A 19,285-nucleotide genomic window follows, 5' to 3' on the forward strand; every position below is an offset into this window, starting at 1 on the left:
ATTGCGTTCACGTTTCGTCGAACCCACCGAAGGTCCTGCCAGCGGGGCTTGGGATATAGTTCCCGTTACCACCCGCCCAATCTCCAGGAAGACCATTGTGACTCGACGTCGAGGAATGTCCCTCGCGGGGCAGTATCTTCTGCTGCAGTTGCTGATCGTCCTGGCAGTCCTGGTGGGGGTGGTTGCCATCTCGCTGGCCCAGTCGGCGGCAGCCTTTGAACGCATTGAAGGCCGTCGCGCGCTCTCGGCCGCGGAAGCCCTGGGCGGAAACCCGGTGGTGCGGGAGCTCCTCCCGGAGAGCGAGACGCGCGGCGGGGCAGTGTTGCCGGCGGTGGCGGAGTCAGTGCGGATCGTCTCCGGTTCGTCCCGGGTGGCGCTGGCCACCGTGGACCGCACAGTGGTGGCGTCCTCGGATCCCAGCCTGCTGGGCCAGCCGCTGGAGCTCGGTGCCAGCAGGGTCATGGAAGGCCGGGCGTGGACCGGGGTGGTAGGTGCCACTCCCGCCCCGCTCCTGTCGGCGCATGTCCCCGTCCTCGACGACACCGGGCACATGATCGGAATCGCCTCCATCAGCCGCAACTATCCCACCGTCCTTGAGCGGCTGGGCGATGCCGTCCCGAACCTGCTCACGTACCTCGGGGTCGCCAGCGTCCTCGGTGTCGCAGGCTCTTTCCTGCTCTCCCGCCGCGTCAAGCGGCAGACCCTGGGCATGGAGCCCAGTGAGATCACCGGCCTGGTGGAGAACCGTGAAGCCATGCTGCAGGGCCTGAAGGAAGGCGTCGTGGCCCTGGACCCGCATGAACGGATCACCGTGGCCAACGCCAGCGCGCGTTCCCTGCTCGGGCTCCCGGAAGACTGTGTCGGCAAACGGGTGGCCGGCCTCGCCGTCGAACCTGCCCTGAAGGAAGTCCTCACCCGCGAACAGTCCGGACCGGACCAGCTGGTGCTGGTGGGCGACCGGCTGGTGGTGATGAACCGGGTGCCCATCCACTCCCGCGGCCGGGTGATCGGCTCGGTGACCACGCTGCGCGACCGCACCGAGCTGTCCGAGCTGGAGCGGGAGCTGGGCAACACCCGCACCGCCACGGACACGCTGCGGGCCCAGGCGCACGAGTTCGCCAACCAGCTGCACGTGATCTCCGGCCTGATCCAGATCGGCGAGTACGATTCCGTGGTCCAGTTCGTCAACGGCGCCACGCTGGACCGGACGCGGCTCAACGACGAGGTCACCAGCCGGATCAAGGATCCCGCGCTGGCTGCCCTGCTGATCGCCAAGTCCAGCCTGGCCACGGAGCGCGGCGCAGTCCTGCAGTTGGACCCCGACTCCACCCTGGAGAAGGTGGACGACGAGCTGTCGCGCGACCTCACCACCGTGGTGGGTAACCTGGTGGACAACGCGTTCGACGCCGTCACAGGGCTCCCGCAGGCAGCCGTCACGGTGCGGGTGGAAGGCAGGCAAGGCGGAGACGTCGTCGTTACCGTGCGGGACACCGGTCCCGGCATTCCCGGACCGTCCGCCGAGCATATTTTCCGCCAGGGCTTCACCACCAAGGACCCGGGCCCGGCCGGGAGCAGGGGCTTCGGGCTGGCGCTGTCCCGGGTGGTGTGCCGCCGCAGCGGCGGGAACCTGACGGTGGCCAACGACCACGGCGCAGTCTTCACCGCCGTGCTGAAAGGAAGCAGTAACAAGCCATGATCAAGGTCCTGATAGTCGATGACGACTTCATGGTGGCCAAGGTGCACGCCGGATTCATCCAGCGCACGCCCGGCTTCGCCGTGGTGGGCGCGGCGCACACCGGCGCCCAGGCCGTGGCCGAAACTGAACGGCTCCAGCCGGACCTGGTGCTGCTGGACATCCACCTGCCGGACATCAACGGCCTGGACCTGATGCAGCGGCTGCGGGCGGTGGCCCCGGAACTGGATGTGCTGGTGATCAGTGCGGCGCGCGAAGTGGAAACCGTGCGCAAGGCCCTGCGCGGCGGCATCGTCCACTACCTGATCAAGCCGTTCTCCCAGACGGACCTCCAGGAGCGGCTGGAACATTACCGCAGCGCCTACCAAAGCCTGGCTGCGTCCAAGGACGTGGCCGAACAGTCGGACGTCAACCGGGTGTTCGGCCTGGACCGCGCCAAGCGTCCGCTGCCGAAGGGCTGCAGCATCGAGACGCTGAAACTGGTGGAGGCTGCGCTGAATGCTGCCGCCGGAGACCTGTCGGCGGCCGAGGTGGCCGAGGAACTGGGCACCTCCCGCGTCAGCGCCCGCCGGTACTTGGAGTACCTGTACGACGAAGGCCTGGCGGAGGTGCGGCTCAAGTACGGTGTGGGACGGCCGGAGCGCCGGTACGTCCTGAAGGGCGCCTGACCCGGCAGGCCTTGCCGCGGCCGGTTTCGCGGCGCGGATCAGCGCAGCAGCGTGTCCAGCAGCCGGGCCGCCGTCTTGGCGGTCCGGCCGTCGATGTCGAAGGCCGGGTTCAGTTCCGCCACATCGATGTGCAGCAGCTTTCCGCTCTGCACCACCTGCCGGCACACGGCCGAAATGACCGGCAGCGGTACCCCGTACGCTGCGGGGGCGCTCACGCCGGGCGCCACGGCGGCGGGCAGCACATCCAGGTCGATGGTCAGGTAAAGGACGTCGATGTCCGCCAGGAAACCGGCCACGAAGTCCCGGACCCGCTCCGCCCCGCAGTCTTCGTCCAGCAGGTACCGGACGCCCAGCCTGTCCGCGGTGTCGAACAGGACCTTCGTGTTGTTGGGTTCCGAAATTCCGACGACGGCGTAGCGGAATTCGCGTCCGGCGTCCGCTTCGGCGCGGGCCATCTGGAGGAACGGCGTGCCGGAGCTGGGTACGGCTTCGTCCCGCAGGTCGAAGTGCGCATCGAGGTTGAGTACGCCCAGCCGCTGCCCGCCCCGCACCGCGGCCGAGGCGCTGGCCCCGAGGTAGCTGGCGTAGGCGGTTTCGTGGCCGCCGCCCAGGACAACTGTCAGGTGGCCGGCGTCGAGCAGGGCGGCGACCACGCTGCCGACCCGTTCCTGCCCCGCTTCCAGTGCATCGCCGTCGACGACTATGTCGCCGGCGTCGCGTACCGTGCGGTCCGGATGGAAGGCCAGGGGGCCAAGCGCCCTGCGGATCGCGGCCGGAGCGGCGGCCGCGCCCGTGCGGCCCTTGTTGCGCCGCACCCCCTCGTCGCTTGCGAAGCCGAGCAGGGCCACTGGTTTGGTGCCCGCCCCAGGTTCGGCGGCGGGGTCGAACGCGGCCACTGCCTGCCACCAGCGGCGGTGTCCGGGGCCGTCGCCGTCGAACCTTCCGGTCCAGGGCTGTGGGGGGACGTCGACGGCGGGGAGGGTGAAGACCATGCCTCAAGCTCACCGCATGCCGGCCCTGAAAACCAGCGCCGCCGCCGTCGTCCTGTCCGGGATCCAAGAACTCCGGCGGAACGGCAGGCTTTGCGGGGAACGGCCTCCGCGATGGGTACGGGGGATAGGGTGGGACCAGTCCGCCCCAAGCAGCAGGAGGCTCCTGCGCCGGACCACGCAACAATTCCAGGCTGGAGAGCCCATGTTTGAAGCACCCGACATTCTTTTCGCCGCGGCCGGCGTGGCGGTTTTCGTCGCCGCGGTCCTGCCGAAGCTCCTGCGCGACATGCCGTTGTCCATGCCGATGGTGTTCCTCGGCGCCGGGATGGCTGCGTTCGCGCTGATTCCGACGCTCCCCAATCCGAACCCCGTGGAGCACAGCAACTTCGTGATGCACCTGGCGGAGATCTGCGTGATTGTTTCGCTGATGGGCGCGGGGCTGGCGCTGGACCGGCCCGTGGGCCGCAAGCGCTGGGCCACGACGTGGCGGCTGCTGGGGATCGCCATGCCGCTGTGCATCGTTGCACTCACGCTGCTGGGGATGTGGTTCCTGGGCCTGGGGCTTGGGGCCGCCTTGCTCGTGGCGTCCAGCCTGGCGCCCACGGATCCGGTCCTGGCCTCCGAAGTGCAAGTGGGTGAGCCGGCGGACCACGACGAAAGCGCCGACAAGGAAGACGAGGTGCGGTTCGGCCTCACCTCGGAGGCCGGACTCAACGACGGCCTGGCCTTCCCGTTCGTGTACCTGGCCATCGCCATCAGCGTTGCCGGCGGATCGTCGTCCGGCTGGTTGGCCGGGTGGCTCGGGATGGACGTGGTGTGGCGGCTGGCCTTTGGCCTTCTGGTGGGATTCCTGACCGGGAAGCTGCTGGCCACGCTGTTCTTTTCAGCCCGCCGGGACAGCCTGCGGTTGTCCAACCACTCGGAGGGTTTCGTGGCGTTGTCCGCGACGTTCCTGGCATATGGCCTGGCGGAAATGGTGGAGGGGTACGGCTTCGTCGCAGTCTTCGTGTGCGCCCTGACCATCCGTGCAGCCGAGCGCACCCATGGCTACCACCGCGTGCTCCACTCCTACGTGGAGCAGCTCGAACGGCTCCTGACGGTGGTGATCCTGGTCCTGCTTGGCGGGGCCATCGCCCGTGGCCTGCTGTCCGGGATCGGCCTGGCGGAGCTGCTGGTGGCGCTGGCTTTCCTGCTGGTGGTCCGGCCGCTGGCGGGCTGGGTGGGGCTGCTGGGCGGCAAGACCGGCCCCCGGGAACGGATTGCGCTGTCGTTCTTCGGCATCCGCGGGATCGGGTCCCTGTACTACCTGTCGTTCGCGCTGGACGAGGGCCATTTCGCGGACCAGGGGCAACGGCTCTGGTCCTTCGTGGGGCTGGTGGTGGCGTTGTCCATCGTGATCCATGGTGCCACCACGTCGCCGCTGATGAACCGGCTGGACCTGCTGCGGCAGAAGAAGGCGGTTGCGGTGTCCGGCGACGAGGGGCTGGCGCCGAACACCCCGGTATAGGCAATCCCATGGGACGACGAAGGGCTGGTACGGCAGTTGCCGCACCAGCCCTTCGCGCCGGAAGGAGCTACATTCCCAGCGCGGCCTCGATCGGGCCAATGGCGAAGAACAGCGCGAACGCCGCGGCCACGGCCCACATCAGCGGGTGGATGTCCTTGACCCGGCCCTGCACGGTGCGGATCAGGACGTAGGCGATGAAGCCGGCGCCCAGGCCATTGGCGATCGAGTACGTGAAGGGCATCAGGGTGAAGGTCAGGAACGCCGGGATCGCGATGCCCCAGTCCTGCCAGTCGATCTTGCCCACCTGGGACACCATCATGAAGCCCACCACCACCAGCGCCGGGGCCACGGCCTCGAACGGAACGAGGTTGATGAGCGGGGTGAAGAACATTGCCACCAGGAACAGCAGGCCGGTGACGATCGAGGCGATGCCGGTCCGGGCGCCTTCGCCAATGCCTGCGCCGGCTTCAACGTAGATCTGGTTGGAGGATACTGACGCACCGCCGCCGATAATGGCGCCGAGGGCGTCCACCTGCAGCACCCGGTCGACGTCGGGAATGTTGCCGTGCTCGTCCACCGTGCCGGCCTCGTTGGCCAGGCCCACCATGGTGCCCATGGCGTCGAAGAAGATGCTGAGCAGGATGACGAAGGCCAGGAGCGTGGCGGCCACGAAGCCCAGGTGCTCGAAGGCGCCGAACGGGTTGGCCTTGCCGATCAGGGAAAGGTCCGGGGCTGCCCAGCCGGAGAACGCCGGTGCCACCAGGGACCAGCCCTGCGGGTTGAAGTTCTTGCCGTCGAAGCTGGGGCCGATGTGCAGCGTGGTCTCAAGGATCACGGACAGTACGGTGGAGGTGATGATGCCGATCAGGATGGCACCCTTGACCTTCCGCACCACCAGGGCGATGGTCAGGATCAGGCCGAAAACGAAGACGGCGGTGGGCCAGCCCAGCAGTTTGCCTTCGAAGCCGAGCCCCACGGGCACGGTGGTCCCCGCAACGTCCGGGATGCGCCGGACGAACCCGGCGTTCACCAGCCCGATCAGGGCGATGAACAGGCCGATGCCCACCACGATGGCCGTCTTGAGCCCGTCCGGGACGGCCTTGAAGACCGCGGTACGGAAGCCGGTGAGCACCAGGACCAGCATGGTGAGGCCGGAGAGGACCACCAGGCCCATCATGTCCGGCCATGTCAGCCCGGGGTTTGTGGCCACGGTGACGGCGACGAAGGCGTTGACGCCCAGGCCGGTGGCGAGTGCGAAGGGATGCCGGCCCCACGCGCCCATGAGGATAGTGAGCAGGCCCGCGACGAAGGCGGTCACCGCTGCCACTGCGGTGAAGCCCAGCGTGGTGCCGCTGGAGTCAGGCCCGGACAGGATCAGGGGGTTCAGCACCACGATGTAGCTCATGGCGAAGAACGTGGCGAACCCGCCGCGGATCTCGCGGGAAAGGTTGGAGCCGCGCTCCGTGACCCTGAAATACCGGTCCAGGGCAGAGCCTTGCTTAAGCATTAGTCCTCCGGGGGAGTGTGTGGGGATACCTGCATCCTAAGGGAGCGGCAGCGGTGGGGGGCGCAGATTCGCCTAGTCTGTAAGGAAGCCAACACAAGGAGCAGTCCCACATGCGTTCCACCCGCCGCCCTTTCCTGAGCCTGCTGCTCGGTGTCCTCATCGTTGCCGCGTCGGCACTGGGCCTGGCCGGCCCGGCGGCCGCGCACGACGCCGCAGAGTCCACCAGCCCGGCGCAGGGGGCAACGCTCGCGGCCCCGCCGGACGAGGTTTCGGTGACGTTCAGCAACAAGCCGCTGGGCATCGGCGCGTCCTTCTCAGTCAGGGACGCGTCCGGCACCGAATGGGCTGACGGGTCTGTGCAGATCGTGGACAACGTGGCCACCCAGAAGCTTCGCCCCGGCGCCCCGGCCGGCGCGTACACGGTTGCATGGCGTGTCGTCAGCTCCGACTCCCACCCCATCGAGGGGACATTCACTTTCACCGCGGCCTCCGGCGCTGCGGGCTCTTCCGGGCAACCCACGGCAGGAAGTTCGACGACGGCGGGCACAGTCCCGGGCATGGGCACCGCCCGGCCCGGCGTGACGGAGGAGCCGTCCGCGCCGGCCAGCGCGGGTGAGCCGTTCCAGTGGAGCATCGTGATTTTTGCGGCCGTAGCGGTGGGGCTGCTCGCCGCCCTGGGCATACTGGCAAGGCGGCGGCTCACCGGCGACGCCGATAACAGCGGCGGGGACAACGGGGACGGGGAGTAGCCCGCGGCAGCGGGTTCCGGCGCGGACGTCAGCAGCCCAGCATGGCAAGGCTTCCCGTCGCCGGGAACCCTCCGCCATTCGGGTTGACCCTGGCGGAGATCGCCTGGCCCACGGTTTTGGCCTGGCGAAGGACTTCCTTGGGCGAGGGCGTGATGAGCTCCCCGACCCCCACAAGGTAGATGCCGATGGCCCGCATGGCCGCAGCCACGTTCCGGCCTACCGACAGGCCGAAGTCGTTGATCATGCGCCGCAACTGGCTGTGGGCGCATCGGGTCAGGACGATGTGGTCCGCCACCAGGACGCCCGTAGGGGTGTGCACCTGCCATTGCGGCGCACCGGTGCCGTCCGCTGATCCCAGCATGGTGAGCTGCACCGCGCGGGTTGTGTTCCGGATGTCCACGCTGTGGCTGGCGGCATAGTTGCGCAGGTGGCGGAGGATCTCGTTGCGTTCGCGCAGGGTGTCCGAATCCGCGGCGTCGCAGCGCTGCAGGGAGGTAGTGTTCGCGGGTTGCCCGGCGCCCAGGAGGTCCAGTCCGTCCACCACAATGGAGTCCACTCCATGTCGCCGCAATTCGGCGGCAACAGCCAGCCCTGACAGGCCCGTGCCAATGATGACAGTGGTGGTCTGTTCGGTCCCGGCACTCCCAGGCATGCTTGACACTACAGTTTCCCTCCTTCGAAGCTTCGTCAGGTGCCGGCATCCTCGCCGGCGCGCCTGCCGGTGCCCCCACGCACGGCCGCAGCGCATGGCCGGGAGCGTGCTGACAGGAAGTGGCAGTCGGCGTCCCGGACCAACAATGTCCTGAAGACTACAGAACAATCCCGCCCGTGGGTAGCCCAAAACGCCAAGATTCTTCCCGGGGTGAAGGCGCTTTCCGTGCCAGGGCCCGGAGGCTGTGGATAACCCGCTTTCCCGGGCCTGACCACGCTTGCTAAGCCGCATGGTACGGAGAATAGTGAGGACTGGGAGGCAGGTTTTTCCCCGCGGCTGCGGCTCCGGACCGGGTGCACGGGGAGGGGCCCGTTTTCTGGCAGAATAGCCGCAACATCAGGCAGTAACGCGAGGAGGCGGCCCCCATGGGCGCACAAGAGTTGCATCCGGACCCTGCACAGGACGGTCGTGGGGCATCGGCCGCTCCGGAGGGCATCGTGGTGGGCGTTGACGGCTCCGAACACGGCCAGTGCGCCTTGGTGTGGGCCGCGCGTGAGGCCCAGCGCCGCCGTCGTCCCCTGCACATCGTCACCGCCTACTCCGTGCCGATCTTTGCCGCGTCCGGCCTGGACGGCGGCTACGCCACGGTGGACGACTCCGTCATCCGCGAAGGCGCCGAGGCAATCGCCAGGCAGGCCCTCGAGAAAGTTTCCACGTACGACATCGACGCCAGTTCCTCGGTGGAAAACGGCGACGCCGCGGGAGTGCTGCTGGAGATGTCCGGAAGCGCCGAACTCCTGGTGGTGGGCACGCGGGGGCGCGGGGGTTTCGTGGGCAGGCTCCTTGGTTCGGTGAGCAGCGCCCTGCCCGCACACGCCAAGTGCCCCACCGTCACCGTCCCGTTGTTCTGTGCGGACCGGCTGGGCGAGACCACCGAGGACCGGCGCATCAAGGCTGAGCAGGCCAAAGCCGGGCACCGGCAGGTGGAGAACGTCGTGGTGGTCGGCGTTGACGGCTCGGAGCAGGCACGGGTTGCCGTCCTGGAAGCCGCCGACCAGGCCGTGCGCCTCGGCGCCGCCCTCCGCGTCGTCTGCGCCGTTCCCCAGTACAGCGGTTCCCTGGCGTGGGTCCCCGCGCCGATGGACCGGAAGGCGCTGTTCGACGACATCCGGGTCACCCTGGACGCCGGAATGGCGTGGCTCCGCAGCCACTACCCCCGGCTCCAGGCCGACTACGAGCTCAAGGACGGCTCGCCGGTGGACGTGCTCGTGGAGGAAAGCCGGCACGTCGAACTGGTGGTGGTGGGCACCCGCGGCCGCGGCGGCTTCACCGGCATGCTGCTTGGTTCGACCTCCGACGGCGTCCTCCACCACGCCAAGGGGCCGGTCATGGTGGTGCCGGACCGGGAAGACCCGCGCCTTGCGGACCGTGCCCGTTTCGGGCCGATGCTCGGAGACGCCGCCTAAGCCGCCGCTGTTCCCGCACAAGGAACTGCGGACATGCAGCGGCAAGGGATACCCGGCGGCGAGCCCGGTGGGCTTGTCCTGGACCTGCGCAGGCTCGACGCCGGAATGCTCGCGCTGGTGGGCGGCAAGGCGGCCAACCTTGGGGAACTGCTCGCTGCGGGCCTGCCCGTCCCGGAAGGCTTTTGCCTCACCACCACGGCCTACCGGGAGGTGGTCTCCGGCTCGGGAACCGTGCTTCCCGGGCTGGCCGCCGTCTACGCCGCCCTCAGAGCCGCAGGGGATGCGGACGCCAAGGAACCTCCTGACGTGAGCGGCCTGGCGGGAGCGGCCCGCGCGGCCGTCCTGGCGGCGCCCGTTCCGGCAGCAGTCTCCGGCGCGGTGGCGCAGGCTTATGCGGCACTCGGACCGGATGTGCCGGTGGCGGTCCGGTCCTCGGCCACTGCTGAAGACCTGCCGTTCGCAAGCTTCGCCGGCCAGCAGGAGACCTACCTCAACGTGGTGGGGGTGCCTGCGCTCCTCGACGCCGTCCAGAAATGCTGGGCCTCGCTGTGGACTGACCGGGCGGCCGCGTACCGGGCCGGCCTGGGGATGGATCCGGCCGGTGTGGCCCTAGCCGTGGTGGTCCAGCGGATGGTGGATGCGGACACGGCGGGGGTCATGTTCACGGCGAATCCCCTCACCGGCAGCCGGCGGCAGACTGTCATCGACGCCAGCCCGGGGCTCGGCGAAGCCGTGGTGTCCGGGGCCGTCAACCCGGACCATTTCGTGGTGGATGCACTGACCGGCAAGGTGCTGGAACGGAAGACCGGCGACAAGGGCATGGAGATCCGGCCCCTTCCCGGCGGCGGGACGGAGGTCAGGGAGTCGCGCGCAGCCGGCGGGACTCCGTGCCTGACGGATGCCCAGGTGGCCGGGCTGGTGCGGCTGGGGCAGCAGGCCGAAGCGCATTTTGGCGCCCCGCAGGACACCGAATGGGCCATTGACAGTGCCGGCGCCCTGTGGCTCACGCAGTCCAGGCCGATCACCACGCTCTACCCGGTCCCGAAGAGCAACGGCGCCGCGGGCAACCTTCCTGCCGGCGGGAAGCCTGTCGGCGGCACCCGGGCCTACCTCTGCTTCAGCCTCGCCCAGGGGCTCACCCGGCCACTCACGCCGATGGGCCTTGCGTCTGTCCGCCTTATCGCCTCTTCCGTCGCCATGGCCGCAGGCTTCCCTGTGCCTGACCCGAGGCGCGGACCGTCGCCCTACGCCGAGGCCGGGCAGCGGATTTACGTCGACTTCACCACTCCCATACGCAGCGCCGTGGGCCGCCGGATCGTTCCCCGGGTTTTCGACATCATGGAGGCCCGGACAGCGGCGGTCATGCGGCAACTGTTCGAAGATCCGGCGTTTTCGGTGACTACGGGGACACCCTTCGGGCTGCTGCGCCACGTGGCGCCCGTGGCAGCCCGCGCCAGGGTTCCCGCCACCCTCCTGCGTGCGCTGGTCCGGCCGGAGGCGGCCCTCCGGCGGTTGGACCGCTTCACCAGGGAATTCGATGCCTCCCTTGTCCTTGACGATGGGGCCGCCCCGCAGGCGCGCCTTGACCACGCCGAGTCACTGTTGGGCTCACGCCTGTTCCTGATTGTTCCGGCCGTTCTTCCCCTTCCAGCGCTGGGGTTCGCCATGCTGGGCGTGGCGGGAAAACTGCTGGGCGGAAACCCGTGGAATGAACTGCAGCCGGTGATCCGCGGCCTGCCGAACAACATCACCACGCAGATGGACCTGGAGCTGTGGCATCTTGCGGAGGCGATCCGGGACGACGCCCAGTCACGCAGCGCCCTGATGGCCGGGGACACGGCCGTCCTGGCGGAAGCTTTCCGCGCCGGGCAGCTGCCGGCCCGCCTGGAGGCCGGGCTGACCCGGTTCCTGGAGAGGTACGGGCACCGGGCCGTGGCCGAAATCGACGTGGGACAGCCGCGCTGGTCGGAGGAACCGGCGCACATCCTGGGCATCCTGGCCAACTATCTGCGGCTGGACAACCCTGCCCTCGCGCCCGACGTGCAGTTCAGCAAGGCAGCGGAGGAAGCGGAAGCGCAGGTGGAGTTGCTCGTCGCCCGCGCCGCCGCCCGTGGCAGGGTCCGGGGAATGCTGGTGCGGGGCGCGCTGCGCAGGGCGCGGCTGTTCGCCGGCCTCCGGGAGCTGCCCAAATACCAGCTCGTGGTGGGCCTGGCGGAGGTCCGCCGGCAGATACTCCTGGTGGGGTCGGAACTGGCGGACTCAAGCAGGCTCGAGCGGCCGGATGACGTGTTCTTCCTGGCCTTCGACGAAGTCCGGCAGGCACTTACCGGGACCGTTGGGACCGCAGCGAACACGGGAGATGCAGGAACGCCGGTCCCGGACTTGCGGCCGCTCGTGGCGGCGCGGCGTGGGGACTACGACCGTGAGCTCGGGCGCCGCCACATCCCCAGGGTGCTGCTCTCGGACGGAACGGAACCCGAAGCGGTGCGGGCCGCCGTCGGGAATGCCGCCGAAGGAACCCTCACGGGCAGCCCGGCCTCCGCGGGGACGGTGACCGCACGGGCACGCGTCATCCTGGACCCTGTGGGCGCCCGCCTTGAGCCGGGGGAGATCCTGGTTGCCCCGTCCACGGACCCCGGGTGGACACCGCTGTTCCTGACGGCGGGCGGCCTGGTGATGGAGATGGGCGGCCCCAATTCGCACGGCGCGGTGGTTGCGAGGGAATATGGCATTCCTGCCGTCGTGGGCGTACCGGGCGCCACCCGTGTGATAGCCACCGGACAAACAATAACGGTCGACGGCGGATCGGGGACCGTCGTGCGGGAGCGTGCGGCAGCACTGCAGGATTAGGGGGTTCCTGCGGGTATGGACCGCCTGCACCGGCGTACGCTTGACCTATGGGCTCCAACGGACCGGGTTCCAGTGAACAGCTCCAGCGAGGGAGCACGTTAGGCCGCCGGGCATGGCTTCGGTGGCTACCTGCTGCCGCGGCGCCAGTAGTGATCGCCGCGGGTGTCCTGGCCGGGTCCATCCCCGCAAGCGCCGGTGACCCTCTTCCCGCCAAGACCCCGGCGCAGGTGCTTGAGCTGCTGGCCAGCCACCAGGTGCAGTCCTTCTCCGGGACCGTGGAGCAGTCCTCGGAACTGGGACTGCCCGAACTGCCCGCCGCAGGGAAGCCCACCGGGCCGGCGTCCGCCGGCGGTGCAGCCTCGGTGATCGAACTGCTGTCCGGAGACCACACCGCCCGCATCTACGTGGACGGCAAAGACAATGCCCGTCTGCAGGTGGTGGACCAACTGGCCGAGCGGGACGTGATACACCACGGCAACGACGTGTGGTTCTACTCATCGAAGGACAACAGTGCGGCACACCTGGCCCTCCCTGCACACGCCGGGGACACCGCCCGCCCGGATGACGGGCGTGGCATGCACGCCATGCCCACTCCCGGCGAGCTGGCCCGGAAGTTGCTGGCGAAGGTTGAGCCCACCACGGCCGTTACGGTCGGCCCGGACGTAGCTGTCGCCGGCCGGGCAGCCTACAACCTGGTCCTTGAACCGCGGACAGATGCAACCCTGGTGGGCCGCGTAGCCGTCGCCGTTGACGGCAAGAGCGGGATGCCCCTCTCCGTCCAGGTGACCGCCCGCGGAGCCGACAAGCCCGCCTTCCGTTCCGGCTTCACCAGCCTTTCCCTTGACGCCCCGGACCCGTCGCTGTTCACCTTTGCCCCACCGCCGGGCAGTACCGTCAAGGAGATCCAGGTCCCGGATAAGTCCCATTTGCCCGCCAGCTTCCACGAGCCCGGCATGGCCATCACGCCCGAACAATTCTTCGCGCAGATGGCAGCCAACGGCCACCCCTCCGTGACGGGCAAGTCCTGGGATGCCGTGGTGGGCCTGCCCGCCCAGGCTTCCTCCGGCTCGCCCGCTGAAACGCTGCTGCGCGATCCGCTCCTGTCCCAGGCCGCCGTCGTCGTTCCCGGCGGGCACCTGCTCTCCACCGCGCTGCTGAACGTGCTCATCATGGACGACGGCCGCATCTTTGCCGGGATGGTGCCGCCGGAAAGGCTCCAGGCCGTGGCAGCTGGGGCCCAGTGAGAACGGCGCAGTGAGCATGGCACAGTGAGCGTGGCGTTGGGGCCCGCCGGCTTGGCGGTCGAGACACACGGCCTGAGCAAGCGGTTTGGCCAGCAGCTCGCCGTGGACCGCGTGGACCTGGCCGTTCCGCATGGATCGGTGTTCGGATTCCTGGGCCCCAACGGATCCGGCAAGACAACCACCATCCGGATGCTGCTTGGCCTTGCGGCCGCCTCTGCGGGCACGGTGAGCCTGCTCGGCCTGGAGATGCCGGGCAGGCTCCATGAGGTGCTTCCGCGCGTCGGTGCCCTGGTGGAGGGCCCCGCGTTCTATCCCTTTCTCTCTGGCGCGGCGAACCTCCACCGGCTCGATTCCGCCAGCCCCCAGACCGTCCCTGCCACGCGCAAGGCGCGGGTGGAGCGGGCCCTGGAACGCGTCGGCCTGGGGCATGCAGCGGCGAAGCGCGTCCACGCCTATTCCCTGGGGATGAAGCAGCGCCTGGGGATAGCCAACGCATTGCTTTCGCCGCGTGACCTGCTGGTGCTGGACGAGCCCACCAACGGGCTGGACCCGCAGGGGACCCGCGAGGTCCGCCACCTGGTGCGGTCACTGGCCCACGAGGGAACCACCGTTTTCGTGTCCAGCCACCTGCTGGCCGAGGTGGACCAGATGTGTACCCATGCTGCCGTGATGAGCGCCGGCAGGCTGGTGGCCCAGGGGCCGCTGGCAGAACTGCGGCAGGCAGGAAACACCCGGATCCGGCTTGTCACCCCCGACGGCGGCCGGGCACGGCAGGTGCTGGCACGGCTTGGCCTGGACGCGGAGCCGGGCGCGGGACCGGACCTTTCAGGGCGGGCAGCGCCGTCGGCGCAGGGGCAGGCGCTGGGGCAGCCGGACGGCGAAAGCATTGTCGCCGGGCTGGACGGGCAGGGCGGGCTGGATGGGCAGGGCAGGCTGGATGGGCAGGCCGGGCGATCCGCTCTCCTCCCGGAGGAAGTGGTGGCGCAGCTTGTCCACGCCGGCGTCCGCGTCCGGGGCTTCGCCGTCGAGCGTGAAAGCCTGGAAGACCGCTTTGTTGCCCTCACGGGGGAAGGATTCGACGTTGCCCAGTAGCGTACCCGCCGATACCCCGGATGCGGACGCAGCAGCCCGGCCCGCACCGGTGCCCGCACCGCGCAGCTCCGGGCTCTCCCTGCTGGGCTCGGAACTGAAGGTGTTGTTCGGCCGGCGTCGGACCTGGGCGCTGCTGCTGGCGCTGGCTGCCATCCCGGTGCTCATCGCCATCGCCGTGCGGGTTTCCTCGCCGGTCCCGCCCGGGCGCGGGCCTGCTTTCCTGGACCGGATCACCCAGAACGGCTTGTTTGTCGCCTTCACGGCCATGTTGGTTTCAGTCCCCCTGTTCATGCCACTCGCGGTGGGGGTGGTGGCGGGGGACACCATCGCGGGGGAGGCGAACCTGGGGACCCTGCGGTACCTGCTCGTGGCACCGGCCGGGCGGGTGCGGCTGCTCCTGGTCAAGTACGCCGGCGCGCTCGCCTTTGGCCTGGTGGCACCCTTGGCCGTGGGCCTTGCCGGGGCGGCGATTGGGGCGGCACTCTTCCCGGTGGGCCCTGTGACGCTGCTTTCCGGGGGCGTGGTCCAGCCGCCCGAAGCCGCCCTCCGCATTGTGCTGATCGCTGCGTACCTCGCTGTGTCCCTGGCTGGTCTTTCCGCCATAGGGCTCTTCCTGTCCACCCTGACCGTGGTTCCCGTCGGTGCCATGGCGGCCACCGTGGTGGTGTCGGTGGTCTCGCAGGTACTGGACCAGCTTCCCCAGCTGGAGTGGCTGCACCCCTGGCTGTTCAGCCACTACTGGCTGGGGTTCGGCGACATGCTGCGCCAGCCGCTGCTGTGGGACTCGTTTGCCAGCAACGCCCTGCTCCAAGCCGGATACATCGTGGTGTTCGGCGCGCTCGCCTACGGCCGCTTCGTCAGCAAGGACATCCTGAGCTGAGGCACGGACTCACTGGGGCCGGTTCGCGGAAACCGGCCTCCCAGGGGCGGTTCAGTACCGGGCTGCGTACGGGTAGAGGTCCATCCCCACCATGGAACTGATGGACGACACCGTGATGCCCTCCTGCGGATTCAGCGCCTGAACCACCTGTCCGTTCCCCAGGTAGATGGCCACGTGGTAGAAGTTGCCCGCCGAACCCCACACCACCAGGTCGCCACGGCGGGCCTGCGAGATGGGAACGTGTACCGGGGCTGCGGCGTACTGCTGGGTGGCCGTGCGCGGAAGATAGGTCCCGGCCGCCGCGAAGGCGTTCTGGACCAGCCCTGAGCAGTCAAAGCCGTACAGGCCCGTGCCGCCCCACTGGTAGTAGTACGGTGCGCCAACCTTTCCAAGGGCTACGGAGATGGCCACTTCGTACGAGCCGGTCCCGGTCGGCGGCGCCGGCGCGGGGGCAGGAACGGGGGCGGGGGCAACGGGGGCAGGAGCCGGCGCAGGGGCTACAGGCGCGGGTGCCACGGGTGCAGGGGCAGCCGGCGCAGGAACAGCAGGTGCCGGGCCCGGGGCAGGAGGTGCGGGAGCAGCCGGTGCCGGGACAGGCGCGACTGGTGCCGCGCCTTGTGCGGGGGAATTCCGCGGCGCTGCAGTATTCCCCGCTGCTGCATCCCCGGCCGCCTGGGCCTGCGCCGCCTTGTCGGCAGCCGCTTTGTCCGCAGCCGCGGAGAGCGCCGCGAGCCTGGCCTCTTCGCGCTGCCGGTCCAGGGCATCCACCCGGGCCGACTCCAGCGCCACCGTGGTGTTGCGGAGTTGCGCCAACTGGTCCACCAGGACCGTCCGCTGGGCCTTCGCATCGGCCACGGCCTTCGCCTGCGCGGCATTGGCCTGCTCCGCCTGGGTCTTGCGCTGCTCCGCGGTCCTGGCAGCGTCATCCGCGGCCTTGCTGGCGTCCTCGGCGGCCGCGGTCAGGGAGCGGTACGCGGTGGCGGCCGCGTCTGCAGCGTCAAAGGCGCGGCTGCGGCTGGCCGAAAGTGCCTCGAGCGTGGCCGCCTGCTGCAGGCTCTCGCCGCCGCTGGCGAGGGTTCCGAGGGTGGGGTTCAGGCCGCCATTGCGGTACAGATCCCCGGCCAGCTGGCCTACCTGCTTCCGGGTCTTATCCTGCTGCTCCCGTGCGGCGGAAGCCCGCGCGGTGGCGAGCGAGGCTGCGCCGGTCCTCTGTTGCAGTTCCACGAGCGCCTCGCTGTAGGCGTTGTTGGCCTGCATGGCTACCGCGAACGAGGCCTGCTGGGCCGCTGCCGCGTCAGCAAGGATGCGCTCGATCGCCGTCACCTGGTCTGCCGTGGCGGCCTCGCTGGCCTTCGCTGCGGCAATGTCCTCCGGCGATGGAATGCCAGGCGACGCAGGGACAGCAGAGGCAGGTGGCAGCGCCGCCACAGCGGATGCCGGCGCTGTGGCGGAGGCAAAAAGTACGACGGCGGCGCACAGCACGGCCGTCCTGCGTCCCAGTCCGGATAAAGCCATCTGCAAAGACCTCGCAACGTAAGGCTGGGAGATCCTGGATTTGGCACGAGTGTGCCCCTCAGCTGCCCGCCAGCAGTCCGAGGCTACGTGAGCTTTTGCACTTTAGCAACAGCAGTCACATCAATAACATAAACCACAACTGTGTCATTTCGACGGACGCTCGCCGCCGCGTGTCGCGGTCACGCATGCTGATGGGTCTCGTGCTCGGAGTGGCTGGCAGGTTCCAGCTGGAACGTGCAGTGGTCGGTGTCAAAGTGCGAGCCAAGGCAGCTGATGAGCTTGTCCAGGAGCTGGTCGGCGCCCCGGGCGTTGAGCACCCCGTCCTCCACCACCACATGGGCCGAGAAGACGGGGACGCCGGAGGTGATGGTCCAAATATGGATGTCGTGCACATCGGTGACGCCGTCGACGGACAGGATGTGCTCCCGGATCATCTGCACCTCCACGCCCTTGGGGCTGGCCTCGAGGAGGACGTCCACCACGTCCCGCAGCAGACTCCAGGCCCGCGGCAGGATCAGCAGCGCGATCAGGACGGAAGCAATGGTGTCCGCCGCCTCGAAGCCGGTAAGCATAATGACCAGCGCCGCGACGATGACCGCGGCCGACCCCAGCAGGTCACCCAGCACTTCCAGGTAGGCGCCCCGGACGTTCAGGCTTTCCTCCTGTGCTCCGCGCAGGATCAACAACGACACCAGGTTGGCTACAGCGCCGAGGATGGCGGCAAACAGCATGATGCCCGTCTGCACCTCCGGCGGCGCCCCGAACCGCCTGACTGCCTCCGTGAAAATGACCACTGCGATCACGATCAGGACGAGTGCGTTGGCCAGTGCGGCGAGCACTTCGGCCCGTTGGTAGCCGTACGTCCGTTGGTCACTCGCCGGTCGTCCCGCGATCCACGTCGCCAGCAGGGCGATGGTGACGCCCGCCGCGTCAGAGAGCATGTGGCCGGCGTCCGCCAGCAGGGAGAGCGACCCGGACAGGACGGAACCAACGATTTGGATGACGACGACGCCCAGTGTGATACCCAGGACGGCCAGCAGGCGCTTCCGGTGCCTGCCGGTGGCGGTGATGCCGTGCGCATGGCTGTGGTCGTGTCCCATGCTTACAAGGCTAGCCCCAGCCCAGCTGGTGGAGCCGTTCGTCGGAAATGCCGAAGTGGTGCGCGATTTCGTGGACCACCGTCACGGCCACCTCATGGATGACATCATCCCGTGAGCCGCAGATGTCCAGGATGGGTTCGCGGAAGATGGTGATGCGGTCCGGGAGGGAGCCGGCGTCCCACCAGGCATCGCGTTCGGTCAGCGGGACCCCTTCGTACAGTCCCAGCAGCACGGTTTCGGGATCTTCGCCAGGACCAGGCACGTAGTCGTCCTCGATGAACACGGCCACATTGTCCATGGCACGTGCCAGCTTCTCCGGAATGCTCTGCAGGGCGTCCTCGACGGCGGCCTCGAACTCGTCCGCCGACATGCTGAAGCCGGGAGGCTCGTGCGGGCCGCCGGGGATGATGGGCAGGCCCGGCGGAAGGTTGGCTGGCATACCCCGACTCTAGCCCCGGAGCTGCCGGTTGCGTGGCGGCCGGGTCCGCCGCCGGGTCAGTGCCACCCCCACCAGGCACACCACGCCGCCGACGAGGCCCCAGGCGGTGGGGATCTCGCCCAGCAGGAGCCACGAGATCAGCACGGTGGTTCCGGGAACCAGATAGGTGGTAGCGGCGAGCTTTCCGGCGTCTACGAGGGACAACGCGTACGCCCAGGTGGTGAACGCGATGGCTGTGGGAAACACACCCAGGTATACCAGCGCCCACGTGGCCTGCGGCGGAGCGGCCTGGAGCTCGGACACCAGCTGTCCGGCAAAGGGGAGGCAGCACACCGCACCTACCACGATCCCGAACCAGGTCGCCTGGGCGGCGGGGATCTTCCGCACTACGGGCTTCTGGATGATGACGCTGACTGCGGCGAGCACGGCGGCAAGGAGGCAAAGCGCCACACCCGCCAGGTCCGCCGTCGCGCTTTCCCCCGCGTTGCGGGGCTGTCCGGATCCCAGGGCGATCAGGGCAACCCCGGCGAAGGCAACCGTGCTTCCGATCAGCAGCCACCGCGGGAAGCCTTCCTTGAGGAAGATCCCGGCCATGATGGCCACCAGGATGGGATTCACATTGATCAGCAGGGCGCTGGTCCCGGCGTCCAGGACGTGCTCCGCGGCGTTCAACGCCACGTTGTAGCCGCCGAACCACATCACGCCGTAGGCGAGGATGGGCAGCCATTCACGGCCCCGGGGCAGCGTCCGGCTCTTCCACAGCTGGGGCAGGACCAGGAAGGCCAGGACGACGGCGGCAATCGCCAGCCGGCCGAGCGTCAGGGAGCCGGGTGAGAAGTTCGGGCCGATGGCGCGGATGCCCACGAAAGCCGAAGCCCACAGCACGACGGTGACCGCCATGGCCGCCACTCCCAGCGCCTTGACGGGGGAG

16 protein-coding genes are annotated in these 19,285 nt (G+C 69.0%); 9 read left to right on the forward strand and 7 right to left on the reverse strand.

Annotated features, from left to right (window positions below):
* Nucleotides 1–115 precede the first annotated feature (115 nt).
* Together K4G53_RS09040 and K4G53_RS09045 are read left to right on the forward strand one after the other, a co-directional pair.
* Nucleotides 116–1,696, forward strand: a complete 1,581-nt coding sequence (locus K4G53_RS09040) for a sensor histidine kinase (RefSeq protein ID WP_221385604.1) — start codon at nucleotides 116–118, stop codon at nucleotides 1,694–1,696.
* Nucleotides 1,693–2,361, forward strand: a complete 669-nt coding sequence (locus K4G53_RS09045) for a response regulator (RefSeq protein WP_221385369.1) — start codon at nucleotides 1,693–1,695, stop codon at nucleotides 2,359–2,361. Before K4G53_RS09040 ends, K4G53_RS09045 begins: the two co-directional genes overlap by 4 nt.
* A 38-nt stretch (nucleotides 2,362–2,399) precedes the next feature.
* On the opposite strand, the gene hutG is transcribed toward K4G53_RS09045, so the two are convergent.
* A complete protein-coding gene (gene hutG, locus K4G53_RS09050; RefSeq protein WP_221385370.1) occupies nucleotides 2,400–3,353 on the reverse strand; it encodes a formimidoylglutamase in 954 nt (317 codons plus the stop codon).
* Nucleotides 3,354–3,555: 202 nt separating this feature from the next.
* On the opposite strand from hutG, the gene K4G53_RS09055 reads away from it, so the two are divergent.
* Nucleotides 3,556–4,860 (forward strand): sodium:proton antiporter, encoded by a 1,305-nt coding sequence (locus K4G53_RS09055; protein WP_221385371.1) that lies wholly within the window; start codon nucleotides 3,556–3,558, stop codon nucleotides 4,858–4,860.
* A 67-nt stretch (nucleotides 4,861–4,927) separates the two neighbouring features.
* Here the strand turns inward: K4G53_RS09055 and K4G53_RS09060 are convergent, their stop codons facing one another.
* Nucleotides 4,928–6,367, reverse strand: coding sequence for an NCS2 family permease (locus K4G53_RS09060; RefSeq protein WP_221385372.1), 1,440 nt, complete (start codon nucleotides 6,365–6,367; stop codon nucleotides 4,928–4,930).
* Between the two features lie 110 nt (nucleotides 6,368–6,477).
* Here K4G53_RS09060 and K4G53_RS09065 point away from each other — a divergent pair, with 110 nt between their 5' ends.
* Nucleotides 6,478–7,116, forward strand: a complete 639-nt coding sequence (locus tag K4G53_RS09065; protein ID WP_221385373.1) for a copper resistance CopC family protein — start codon at nucleotides 6,478–6,480, stop codon at nucleotides 7,114–7,116.
* Nucleotides 7,117–7,144: 28 nt separating this feature from the next.
* Here K4G53_RS09065 and K4G53_RS09070 read toward each other — a convergent pair whose 3' ends face one another.
* Nucleotides 7,145–7,768: an FAD-dependent monooxygenase gene (locus tag K4G53_RS09070; protein WP_221385605.1), complete on the reverse strand. Its 624-nt coding sequence runs from the start codon at nucleotides 7,766–7,768 to the stop codon at nucleotides 7,145–7,147.
* A 425-nt stretch (nucleotides 7,769–8,193) separates the two neighbouring features.
* Between K4G53_RS09070 and K4G53_RS09075 the strand changes: the two genes are divergently transcribed.
* The 5 genes from K4G53_RS09075 (at nucleotide 8,194) to K4G53_RS09095 (ending at nucleotide 15,300) form a co-directional block, all read left to right on the forward strand.
* Complete coding sequence (locus K4G53_RS09075) at nucleotides 8,194–9,234, forward strand: universal stress protein (protein ID WP_221385374.1); 1,041 nt, start codon at nucleotides 8,194–8,196, stop codon at nucleotides 9,232–9,234.
* Between the two features lie 33 nt (nucleotides 9,235–9,267).
* Entirely contained in the window at nucleotides 9,268–12,084 is a 2,817-nt protein-coding gene (locus K4G53_RS09080; RefSeq protein WP_221385375.1) for a PEP/pyruvate-binding domain-containing protein, read from the forward strand.
* 149 nt (nucleotides 12,085–12,233) lie between these two features.
* Nucleotides 12,234–13,328, forward strand: a complete 1,095-nt coding sequence (locus K4G53_RS09085) for a hypothetical protein (protein WP_221385376.1) — start codon at nucleotides 12,234–12,236, stop codon at nucleotides 13,326–13,328.
* Between the two features lie 24 nt (nucleotides 13,329–13,352).
* Nucleotides 13,353–14,420: an ATP-binding cassette domain-containing protein gene (locus K4G53_RS09090; RefSeq protein ID WP_308287854.1), complete on the forward strand. Its 1,068-nt coding sequence runs from the start codon at nucleotides 13,353–13,355 to the stop codon at nucleotides 14,418–14,420.
* Nucleotides 14,410–15,300 (forward strand): ABC transporter permease, encoded by an 891-nt coding sequence (locus tag K4G53_RS09095; RefSeq protein ID WP_260323451.1) that lies wholly within the window; start codon nucleotides 14,410–14,412, stop codon nucleotides 15,298–15,300. Before K4G53_RS09090 ends, K4G53_RS09095 begins: the two co-directional genes overlap by 11 nt.
* A gap of 51 nt (nucleotides 15,301–15,351) precedes the next feature.
* On the opposite strand, the gene K4G53_RS09100 is transcribed toward K4G53_RS09095, so the two are convergent.
* The 4 genes from K4G53_RS09100 to K4G53_RS09115 all read right to left on the reverse strand — a co-directional run bounded on the left by K4G53_RS09100 (nucleotide 15,352) and on the right by K4G53_RS09115 (nucleotide 19,254).
* A complete protein-coding gene (locus K4G53_RS09100) occupies nucleotides 15,352–16,815 on the reverse strand; it encodes a C40 family peptidase (protein WP_221385377.1) in 1,464 nt (487 codons plus the stop codon).
* A gap of 179 nt (nucleotides 16,816–16,994) precedes the next feature.
* Nucleotides 16,995–17,915, reverse strand: coding sequence for a cation diffusion facilitator family transporter (locus tag K4G53_RS09105; RefSeq protein ID WP_221385378.1), 921 nt, complete (start codon nucleotides 17,913–17,915; stop codon nucleotides 16,995–16,997).
* A gap of 10 nt (nucleotides 17,916–17,925) precedes the next feature.
* The gene (locus tag K4G53_RS09110; RefSeq protein WP_221385379.1) at nucleotides 17,926–18,354 is read right to left on the reverse strand and encodes a metallopeptidase family protein; all 429 of its coding nucleotides are present in this window, start codon (nucleotides 18,352–18,354) and stop codon (nucleotides 17,926–17,928) included.
* Nucleotides 18,355–18,363: 9 nt separating this feature from the next.
* Nucleotides 18,364–19,254: a DMT family transporter gene (locus K4G53_RS09115; RefSeq protein WP_374226159.1), complete on the reverse strand. Its 891-nt coding sequence runs from the start codon at nucleotides 19,252–19,254 to the stop codon at nucleotides 18,364–18,366.
* Between the last annotated feature and the right edge of the window lie 31 nt (nucleotides 19,255–19,285).

Origin of the sequence: Arthrobacter sp. MAHUQ-56, assembly GCF_019710585.1 — a bacterium.
Lineage (GTDB): Bacteria > Actinomycetota > Actinomycetes > Actinomycetales > Micrococcaceae > Arthrobacter.

Coding starts and splice junctions, on each gene's coding strand:
- K4G53_RS09040 (WP_221385604.1), top strand. CDS start 116: ATGTCCCTCGCGGGGCAGTATCTTCTGCTGCAGTTGCTGATCGTCCTG.
- K4G53_RS09045 (WP_221385369.1), top strand. CDS start 1,693: ATGATCAAGGTCCTGATAGTCGATGACGACTTCATGGTGGCCAAGGTG.
- hutG (WP_221385370.1), bottom strand. CDS start 3,353: ATGGTCTTCACCCTCCCCGCCGTCGACGTCCCCCCACAGCCCTGGACC.
- K4G53_RS09055 (WP_221385371.1), top strand. CDS start 3,556: ATGTTTGAAGCACCCGACATTCTTTTCGCCGCGGCCGGCGTGGCGGTT.
- K4G53_RS09060 (WP_221385372.1), bottom strand. CDS start 6,367: ATGCTTAAGCAAGGCTCTGCCCTGGACCGGTATTTCAGGGTCACGGAG.
- K4G53_RS09065 (WP_221385373.1), top strand. CDS start 6,478: ATGCGTTCCACCCGCCGCCCTTTCCTGAGCCTGCTGCTCGGTGTCCTC.
- K4G53_RS09070 (WP_221385605.1), bottom strand. CDS start 7,768: ATGCCTGGGAGTGCCGGGACCGAACAGACCACCACTGTCATCATTGGC.
- K4G53_RS09075 (WP_221385374.1), top strand. CDS start 8,194: ATGGGCGCACAAGAGTTGCATCCGGACCCTGCACAGGACGGTCGTGGG.
- K4G53_RS09080 (WP_221385375.1), top strand. CDS start 9,268: ATGCAGCGGCAAGGGATACCCGGCGGCGAGCCCGGTGGGCTTGTCCTG.
- K4G53_RS09100 (WP_221385377.1), bottom strand. CDS start 16,815: ATGGCTTTATCCGGACTGGGACGCAGGACGGCCGTGCTGTGCGCCGCC.
- K4G53_RS09105 (WP_221385378.1), bottom strand. CDS start 17,915: ATGGGACACGACCACAGCCATGCGCACGGCATCACCGCCACCGGCAGG.
- K4G53_RS09110 (WP_221385379.1), bottom strand. CDS start 18,354: ATGCCAGCCAACCTTCCGCCGGGCCTGCCCATCATCCCCGGCGGCCCG.
- K4G53_RS09115 (WP_374226159.1), bottom strand. CDS start 19,254: ATGGCGGTCACCGTCGTGCTGTGGGCTTCGGCTTTCGTGGGCATCCGC.